The organism is Longimicrobiaceae bacterium (assembly GCA_035936415.1).
Lineage (GTDB): Bacteria > Gemmatimonadota > Gemmatimonadetes > Longimicrobiales > Longimicrobiaceae > JAFAYN01.
In genome coordinates this window covers 1-2021 of the sequence record DASYWD010000605.1, presented here as the reverse complement: position 1 = coordinate 2021, position 2021 = coordinate 1, and the positions used below count along the sequence as shown (strand labels likewise).

Here is a 2021-nt window from a genome sequence, read left to right as displayed (position 1 = left end):
GCGACGGGCGGCGGGTGCTGCTGGAGCTGGCGGAGCGCCCGTCCGGCGGGGAGGAGGAGGGCGTCCGGGGCTTCGCGCGCGACGTCACCGGCGCGCGCGAGCGCGAGGAGCAGCTCCTCCACGGGGCGCTGCACGACCCGCTCACCGGGCTCGCCAACCGCGCCGTCTTCCTGGACCGGCTGGGGCACGCCGCCCGGCGCGGCGAGCGGCGACCGGACGAACGGGTGGCGGTGCTCCTGCTGGACCTGGACCACTTCGGGCTGGTGAACGACGGGATGGGGCGCGAGCTGGGCGACGCCCTGCTGGTGGAGGTGGGCCGGCGGCTGCGGCGCTGCATCCGCCCGGGGGACACGCTCTGCCGCCTGCGCGGGGACGAGTTCGGGCTCCTGCTGGAGGGGCTCCCCGGCGCCGAGGGGGCGCTCTGCGTCGCGGAGCGGGTGCAGCGCTCCCTCGCCTCGCCCTTCCGCCTCCGCTCCCACGAGCTGCGGATCGGCGCGAGCGTGGGGATCGCGGTGAGCCCGTCCGGGGCGGCGGAGCCGGAGGAGCTGCTCCGCGACGCCGCCACCGCGCTCGGGGTGGTGCGCGGCCGGGGCGGGGGCGGGATCGAGGTGTTCGGGAGCGAGGTCCAGGCGGGCGCCCGCTCGCGAGGCGAGCTGGATGCGGAGCTGCGGCGCGCCGTGGAGCGCAACGAGCTGGCGCTGGTCTACCAGCCGGTGGTGTCGCTCCGGACGGGGGAGATCTCCGGCTTCGAGGCGCTGGTCCGCTGGCGCCACCCGGAGCGCGGCCTCGTGCACCCGGCGGAGTTCCTCCCGCTGGCCGAGGAGACGGGGGCCATCCTGGCGGTGGACCGCTGGGTGCTCCGCGAGGCCTGCCGGCAGCTGCGGAGCTGGCAGCAGGAGTTCCCGGACCGGGAGTGCCGGATCAGCGTCAACCTGTCCGGCCGCCAGCTCGCCTCGCCGGACACCGCGGAGCGGATCCGGGGGGTGCTGGAGGAGTGCGGGCTCTCCCCGCCCTCGCTGGAGGTGGAGGTGGGCGAGAGCGCGCTGGCGGATGGGTCGGAGCTTTCCACCGCGGTGCTCCGGCGCATCCAGGCGCTCGGGGTGCAGATCCAGGTCGACCACTTCGGGAGCGGGAGCGCCTCGCTCACGCGGCTGCACCGGGTCCCGGCCCGGACGCTCAAGATCGACCCGTCGCGCCTGGATGGAGACGAGGTCGTCCGCGCGGCCGTGAGCATGGCGCACAGCCTGGACCGCGTGGTGGTGGCGGAGGGGATCGAGACCAGCGAGCAGCTGGACCGCCTGCGCGCCATGGACTTCGACTATGGCCAGGGCTACCTCTTCTCCGAGCCCGTGGACGGTGAGCTGGCCGGGCTGCTGCTGAGCCGGAGGCTCCCGCTCTGAGCGCCGGGGCGGGGAGCGTACCGCTTGCGCGCTTTCGGGGGCGAGCGCAGATTGCAGCCTCCCCCCCAACGCCCCGGACCGACGACATGATCAATCCCACACGCCTTCGTCTCCTCAAGCAGGAAGTCGAGTGCATGAGCCGCTTCGGGCTCACGATCATCGACGAGCTGGAGGACTCGCTCGGCACGCCCGCCCAGAGCGAGGCACCGATCCTGGTGCAGGAGATCATCTCCATCGCGGTGAAGATCTCGTACCTCCTCTGGCGCTTCGGGCGGCGCGTCACCGACAAGCACGGGCAGGCCGAGGCCGACCACCTGTCGCAGCGGCTGGGCCTCTCGGACGCCTCGGCCGTCTCCCCGGCGAACCTCTCCCGCCTCACCGAGCTGCTGGCCGCCTCCACCGAGGAGCTGCAGCGTGCGGTGAACCCGGAGCTGCTGACCGTGACGGTGCAGGGCGTCACCTACCCGCTGCGCCCCATCCTCACCGCGCTGCGCGACCTGCACGAGGAGCTCAGCGCGGACCTGGCCCGGCCCCGCGCCGCCGACGGCCCGGCCGTGGAGGCCTGACGCGCGGCACGCCGGTCCGGCAACGGAAGCGGGGGGGGGGGGGGGGGGGGGGGGG

2 protein-coding genes are annotated in these 2021 nt (G+C 75.1%); both read left to right on the top strand.

The annotated features are described in order from the left end of the window. A partial coding sequence (locus VGR37_24285) for a bifunctional diguanylate cyclase/phosphodiesterase (GenBank protein ID HEV2150541.1) occupies positions 1 to 1400 on the top strand: 1400 nt, incomplete at its 5' end. A gap of 86 nt (positions 1401 to 1486) precedes the next feature. Beyond that, positions 1487 to 1966 (top strand): hypothetical protein, encoded by a 480-nt coding sequence (locus tag VGR37_24280; protein HEV2150540.1) that lies wholly within the window; start codon positions 1487 to 1489, stop codon positions 1964 to 1966. Positions 1967 to 2021: the final 55 nt, after the last annotated feature.